Source organism: Actinomadura rubrisoli (assembly GCF_004349215.1).
In the GTDB taxonomy this organism is placed as follows: domain Bacteria; phylum Actinomycetota; class Actinomycetes; order Streptosporangiales; family Streptosporangiaceae; genus Spirillospora; species Spirillospora rubrisoli.
The window spans coordinates 1-6351 of the sequence record NZ_SMKU01000449.1 but is presented as its reverse complement, the minus strand read 5'-3'; the positions used below and the strand labels follow the sequence as shown (position 1 = coordinate 6351).

General features: G+C 74.0%; 6 protein-coding genes. 3 read left to right on the top strand and 3 right to left on the bottom strand.

From position 1 onward, the window contains the following. Nucleotides 1–140 precede the first annotated feature (140 nt). The 3 genes from E1298_RS42605 to E1298_RS42595 form a co-directional block, all read right to left on the bottom strand. Complete coding sequence (locus E1298_RS42605; RefSeq protein WP_131903073.1) at nucleotides 141–938, bottom strand: LytR/AlgR family response regulator transcription factor; 798 nt, start codon at nucleotides 936–938, stop codon at nucleotides 141–143. 75 nt (nucleotides 939–1013) lie between these two features. After that, nucleotides 1014–2357, bottom strand: coding sequence for a sensor histidine kinase (locus E1298_RS42600; RefSeq protein WP_131903072.1), 1344 nt, complete (start codon nucleotides 2355–2357; stop codon nucleotides 1014–1016). A gap of 127 nt (nucleotides 2358–2484) precedes the next feature. Then, a complete protein-coding gene (locus tag E1298_RS42595; RefSeq protein WP_131903071.1) occupies nucleotides 2485–3108 on the bottom strand; it encodes a sulfite oxidase-like oxidoreductase in 624 nt (207 codons plus the stop codon). A 313-nt stretch (nucleotides 3109–3421) separates the two neighbouring features. On the opposite strand from E1298_RS42595, the gene aroF reads away from it, so the two are divergent. The 3 genes from aroF to E1298_RS42580 all read left to right on the top strand — a co-directional run. Then, nucleotides 3422–4462, top strand: a complete 1041-nt coding sequence (gene aroF / locus E1298_RS42590) for a 3-deoxy-7-phosphoheptulonate synthase (protein ID WP_131903070.1) — start codon at nucleotides 3422–3424, stop codon at nucleotides 4460–4462. Nucleotides 4463–4813: 351 nt separating this feature from the next. After that, nucleotides 4814–5779, top strand: a complete 966-nt coding sequence (locus E1298_RS42585; protein ID WP_243726177.1) for a DMT family transporter — start codon at nucleotides 4814–4816, stop codon at nucleotides 5777–5779. 120 nt (nucleotides 5780–5899) lie between these two features. Then, nucleotides 5900–6351, top strand: a 452-nt coding sequence (locus tag E1298_RS42580; RefSeq protein WP_207945179.1) for a DUF5954 family protein, incomplete at its 3' end; no start/stop codon positions are given.

Genomic DNA, 6351 nt, shown 5'->3' with positions numbered 1-6351 from the left:
GTAGTCGAGCGCGCCGAGTTCGTAGGCGGTGACGGCGCAGTCGTCGTGCGCGGTCACGAAGACGACGAGCGGGGGCGGCGCTCGCTGTACGGGCGCGGGCGCGGGCGGTGAAGGGGCTGGAGACCGCGACGCGGCGTTCGTCAGCCAAGGCGGCCTCCTGGAGCCTCGCGTTCCTCCGGCGGGGAGTGGTGGAACTTGCGGATCAGGAGGTCGCGCACCTCGCGGGTGTGGCGGCGGCTCACCGGGAGCAGTTCCTCCCCGATCTGCACGGCCGCCCGGCCGCCGTCGAAGCGGACCTCGGTGATGTGCGCGGACGCGACCAGGGTGCTGCGGTGGATGCGGATGAACCCGGCCGCCTCCCAGCGCTTGGTCAGCGCGGACAGCGGCATCCGGACCAGGTAGCCGCCGTCGGCGGTGTGCAGGCGGACGTAGTCGCCCTGGGCCTCCACGTGCGTGACGGCCCGGCGGGAGACCAGGCGCGTGCGCCCGCCCAGCTCGACCGGGATCATCTCGTCGTCGGCGCCCCGGCCCTCGCCGTCCTCGCCGGGGGTGTCCGAGCGCCTGACGGCCTCGACCACGCGCCGGACGGCCTCGGCGAGCCGCTCCGGACGGACGGGCTTGAGCAGGTAGTCGAGCGCGCCGAGTTCGTAGGCGGTGACGGCGCAGTCGTCGTGCGCGGTCACGAAGACGACGAGCGGGGGCGCGGCGAAGCCGGTGAGCAGGCGGGTGAAGTCCAGGCCGTCCAGTCCCGGCATGCGGATGTCCAGGAACACCGCGTCGAGGCGCTCGCCCTCGACGAGCATGCGGCTGAGGTCGCGCAGCGCGGACGAGGCGTCGCCCGCGCCGGTGACCTCCCCGATCCGCGGGTCCTCGCGGAGCAGGTAGATCAGCTCCTCCAGGGCGGGGCGTTCGTCGTCGACGGCAAGGACGCGCAGCATAGGAGCGACTTTGCCGCGATTACCGTCTGTCCGCAATCGGTTTCGCAATGTGAGTGCCGTGTCGCGGGGGCGCCGTCAGTCCGGAAATACTCCTGGCCGGTACTTGGGGACGCGCAGATTCACCTTGGTCCCCGCCCCCAGCGCGGTCTCGACGGTCAGCCCGTACTCGTCGCCGTAGACCTGCCGCATGCGCTCGTCGACGTTGGCGAGGCCGATCCCCGCGCCGCCCCCGCCCGGCCGCTCCCGGGCCGCCACGCTCCCCCAGCCCATCGGGCCGGGCCGTCCGAGGGGGGCGGAGAGGATCTCCTGGAGGCGCTCGGGGTCCATGCCGATCCCGTCGTCCTCGACGCTGATCGCGGCCTCGGCGCCGGAGTCGCGCGCGACGATCGAGATGTGGAAGGCGTCGCGGGCGTCCTGCATGCCGTGCCGGATGGCGTTCTCGACCAGCGGCTGCAGGGCGAGGAACGGCACCGCGACCGGCAGCACCTCGGGCGCCACCTCCACGCTGAACTGCAGCCTCTCGCCGAACCTGGCCCGCTCCAGCAGCAGGTACCGGTCGATGGAGCGCAGCTCGTCGGCGAGCGTGGTGAAGTCGCGCGGGTTGCGGAACGAGTAGCGGGCGAAGTCGGCGAAGTCCAGGAGCAGCTCCCGCGCGCGCTGGGGGTCGGTGCGGACGAACGAGGCGATCGTGGTCAGGGAGTTGTAGACGAAGTGGGGGGAGATCTGGGCGCGCAACGCCCGCATTTCGGCCTCCGCCAGCCGGATGCGGGACGCGTCGAGCTCGGCCAGCTCCAGCTGGCCGGTGACCCAGCGGGCGACCTCGCCGACGGCGCGGACGCGGGCGGTGGACGGGCCCGGCCAGTAGGCGGCGAGCGTCCCCGCGACACGTCCTTCGACGGTGAGGGGCGCGACCATCGCCACGCGGATGCCGCAGAGGGGGTCGGCGCACGCCAGCGCCTCCGGCGCGATCACCCGCGGACGGCCGGACGCGAGCACCGGGACGGCGTGCGCGACGGCCTCGGAGGCGTGCCGGTCGCCGCCCTCGCCGTCCCAGGCCAGCAGGAGCCCGGCCTCCCGTCCGGCGCCGGTCTCATCGGCCTCGGGGGGGTCGTCGTAGTCGTCGTAGTCGTCCTCGAAAGCGCCGTCGGGGGGCCGCACCGCGACCAGCGCGACCGCCTCGGCGCCGAGCAGGGCCCGCAGGTGCCGGGCGGACTTGCGGGCCGAGTCGGGGTTCAGCCCGGCGCGCAGCGGGGGCGCGGCGCGCGCGATCGTGTGCAGGGCCGCGAACGGCGCCTCGTCGGCGGGGGGACCGGAACCGCGACGCCGGGACAGCAGCCAGCGGCGCAGTGTGCAGGCGCCCGTGGCTGCCCCGGCGGCTGCGGTGCATGCCACGACGTCCGCAACGGACGGTAGGACCATGACAACTTACGGTAACGTCTGTCTACCGGTTCGGCCGGTGTGTTCCCCATTTACAAGGTCTCGGATGGGCCACGCCCTCGCGGCCGCCGATTCCGAGCGGCGGGGGACGTCAGCGCGGGCGGAGACGTCAGAGCGGCGGGGACGCGGCCTCGTCCTCCTGGTAGGAGTAGCGCTGCTCCCGCCACGGATCGGCGACGTTGTGGTAGCCGCGCTCCTCCCAGAAGCCCCGCCGGTCCTTCACCAGGTACTCGACGCCGCGGACCCACTTCACGCTCTTCCACGCGTACAGGTGCGGGACGACGATCCGGATCGGGAAGCCGTGGTCGGGGCTGAGCCGCTCGCCGTCACGATGCGTGGCGAACATCGTCCCGTCGGCGAGGAAGTCGCCCATCCGGATGTTGGCGCTGTAGCCGTACTCGGCCCAGACCATCACGTGCGTGACGTCCGGCGCGGGAGGTGCCAGCTCCACGATCGCCGAACCGGGGACGCCCTCCCAGCGGTTGTCGGGGATCGTGAACTTCGTCACGCAGTGGAAGTCGGCGACGGTGGTGGCCTTGGGCAGCGCGTCGAACTCGTCCCAGCTCCAGCGGTACTGCCCGCCCGACTCCGTCGCGCCGAACACCCGGAAGTCCCAGTCCTTGGGACGGAACTTGGGCACGGGCCCGTAGTGGAGGACCGGCCAGCCCCGGGGGACGTACTGGCCGGGCGGGAGGTCCCGCGGCTGCGGTGCGGGCTGTTCGGGTGGGAACATGACGCGGCCATCCTGCCATCCGGCGTGAGCTGAGCCATATTCGGGGCCGCTCGGCCCCGGGCGCGTGGGCCACGACCGGGGTCCGCGTCCACCCTGCGCGCGCGGGCATGGCGCACATCGGCTACGCTGGGCCCGTGCGCAACGTCGTGTATTTCTTTTGGTTCGACCAGCCCGGGAGGCTGGTCTGCCAGACGCTGCGCTGACAGACCACAAGCGACAAGCCCCGGGCCGCGCTGGCCCGGGGCTTTCGTCGTTTCCGGGGTTGTTCGCGGGGCCCGCCGGGCGCCGCGTTACGAGGAGAGGCAGCACACCAATGGTCGTCGTCATGGCCCCCGAGGCCACCGAAGCGGATATCAAGGCCGTCGTCTCACTGGTCGAGACGGCGGGCGGCGACGCCTTCGTCAGCCGCGGCGTGGAGCGCACCATCGTCGGCCTCGTCGGGGACCTCCAGCAGTTCGGCGCGCTGAACCTGCGCGGCATGCGCGGCGTCGGCGGCGTGATCCGCATCTCGGCGCCCTACAAGCTGGTCAGCCGCGAGAACCACGCCGAGCGCTCGGTCGTGCGCGTCGGCGGCGTCCCGGTCGGCCCCGGCACCATGACGCTGATCGCCGGGCCGTGCGCGGTGGAGACCCCGGATCAGACCTTGCAGGCCGCGCAGATGGCCCAGGCCGCCGGCGCGACGCTGCTGCGCGGCGGCGCGTTCAAGCCGCGCACCTCCCCCTACGCCTTCCAGGGCCTCGGCGAGGCGGGCCTGCGCATCCTGGCGGACGTGCGGGACGAGACCGGCATGCCGATCGTCACCGAGGTCGTGGACGCCGCCGACGTCGACCTCGTCGCCTCCTACGCCGACATGCTGCAGATCGGCACCCGCAACGCGCAGAACTTCGCGCTGCTCCAGGCGGCGGGCGAGTCCGGCAAGCCGGTCATGCTCAAGCGCGGCATGAACGGCACCATCGAGGAGTGGCTGATGGCCGCCGAGTACGTCGCGCAGCGCGGCAACCTCGACATCGTGCTGTGCGAGCGCGGCATCCGCACCTTCGAGCGGGCGACCCGCAACACCCTGGACATCTCCGCCGTCCCGGTCGCGCAGCGCCTGTCCCACCTGCCGGTGATCGTGGACCCGTCCCACTCGGGCGGCAGCCGCGACCTCGTCCTGCCCCTCACCCGCGCCGCGATCGCGGTGGGCGCCGACGGCGTGATCATCGACGTGCACCCGCACCCCGAGACCGCGCTGTGCGACGGCCCTCAGGCCCTCGTGGACGGCGACCTGCGCGAGCTGGCCAAGCTCGTCCGCGACCTGCCTCCCTTCGTCGGCCGCGCCCTCACCACCGCCGCCGGCCCCGTCCCCGCCTGACCCGGTCCCCTATCGAGCTGCGGCGGAGCCGCCGGGGGTCTGGGGGTCCGCCCCCAGGAGGAACATCGAGCTGCGGCGGAGCCGCCGCGGTGCCCCCAGGAGGAAACATCGACGTGCGGCGAGTTGCCGTCGGGACGGCCGACTCGCCGCAGGTCAACACCGTGACACGGCTGGTATCGTCGTCCGCATGGCGTACTGGACCCCGAACTGCGGACCGCCCCGCTCCTGACGGGGCGCGGCACCACTTCCCCGAGAGCCACCGAGACCCGGCGCTAGCGTGCGCCCGGTCCGCGTTCTCCTGCGCCCCGGATCCGGATCCCTCATCCGATTCGAGCTCAGGAGCATCTCTCCGTGTCCGTACGCACATTCAAACAAGACGCCCATGCCTCCGGCGCCCCGTCCCGGGGCCTGCCGGGCGGCGGCAGCGCCGACATCCTCGTCGCCGCGTCCCTGTGGGGGACGACCGGGACCGTCCGCACCTTCGCGGACGGCGCGTCCAGCGTCTCGGTCGCCGCAATCCGCATCGTCATCGGCGGCCTGGTGCTGCTCGCCTGCGCCGCGCTCACCCGCCGCGGCGCCGGGCTGCGCCGCCTGCTCTCCCCCGTGCCCGCCGACCGGGCGTCCGGGCTCCGGCGGTGCGGCGCCTGGCCGCTGATCGGGCTGGGCGCCGTCGCAATCGCCGTGTACCAGATGGCGTTCTTCGTCTCCGTCGCCCGCACCGGGGTGGCGGTCGGCACCGTCGTGACGATCGGCAGCGCGCCCGCGTTCGCCGGCCTGATCGGGCTGGCGCTCCGGCGGGCCGTCCTCACCCCCCGCTGGCTGGCGGCGACCGGCGGCGCCGTCGCGGGCTGCGCGCTGCTGATCGGCGGCGGACAGGACGCGGGGGTGGAGCCGGTCGGCATCGCGCTGGCGCTGCTGTCCGGGCTGTCGTACGCGGTGTACGCGACGGTGGCGTCCAGCCTCATCACCCGGGGCGAGGACGGCCGGGCGGTCGCCGGGGCGCTGTTCGCGGCGGCGGCCGTCCTTCTGCTGCCCGTCCTGCTCGCCGGGCCGACCGGCTGGCTGCTCACCGGGCCCGGCGCGCTCACCGCGCTCTACCTGGGGGCGGTGACGACGGGCGGCGGCTACCTGCTGTTCGCCCGCGGCCTGCGCACCACTTCCGCCACGACCGCGACGACGCTGACGCTGGCGGAGCCGGCCGTGGCCGCGATCCTCGGGACGCTCGTCCTGGACGAGCGCCTGGGCCTCGCCGCGCTCGGCGGGCTGGCTCTGCTGGCGGCGAGCCTCGTCGTGCTGATGCTGCCCGTCCGCGAGTAGCCGCGCGTGTTCCGGCGGGCCGCCGCGGGGCCCGCCGGAGCCCGGCCGAAACACAAGGCGCGGTAACAAATTGGTCTGAACCACTCGCCAGGACCGAGCACGGCGAGGATGATGTCCGGCATGACAACGGGCGATGGGGACGCCGCCGGACGGCTGTTCCCCGAGGACCTGGACGGCGTCGACCCGGTCGCCGCCGTGATGCTGGCGGACGCCTGCCGCTCCATCGCCGCCTACCCGGAGCTGGTGGTCGTCGGGGCGCTTTTCACCGCGGCCGAGCGCGTCTCCGGCGGCTGGCAGATCGTCTGCCCGTGCGACCCGCTTCCGCAGGGCGCCCGGGAGCTGCTGGCCGACCATCTGGACGACCGCGCGTCCCTCGCCGACGGACCGTCCCGCCAAGAGCTGCGGGAAGCCGCGCGGACGCTGCGCGCCGAGCCCGCCGACGAGCTCTCGGCGGGGGGCCGGCGCTTCCGGATCGTCCGGATCGAGCAGCTGGTCCGCACCGGCCCGGACGGGCCCGAGCCGCCCCGTCCCACCGACCTGGACCCGCATCCCGCCGACCGCCGCGTCCTCCC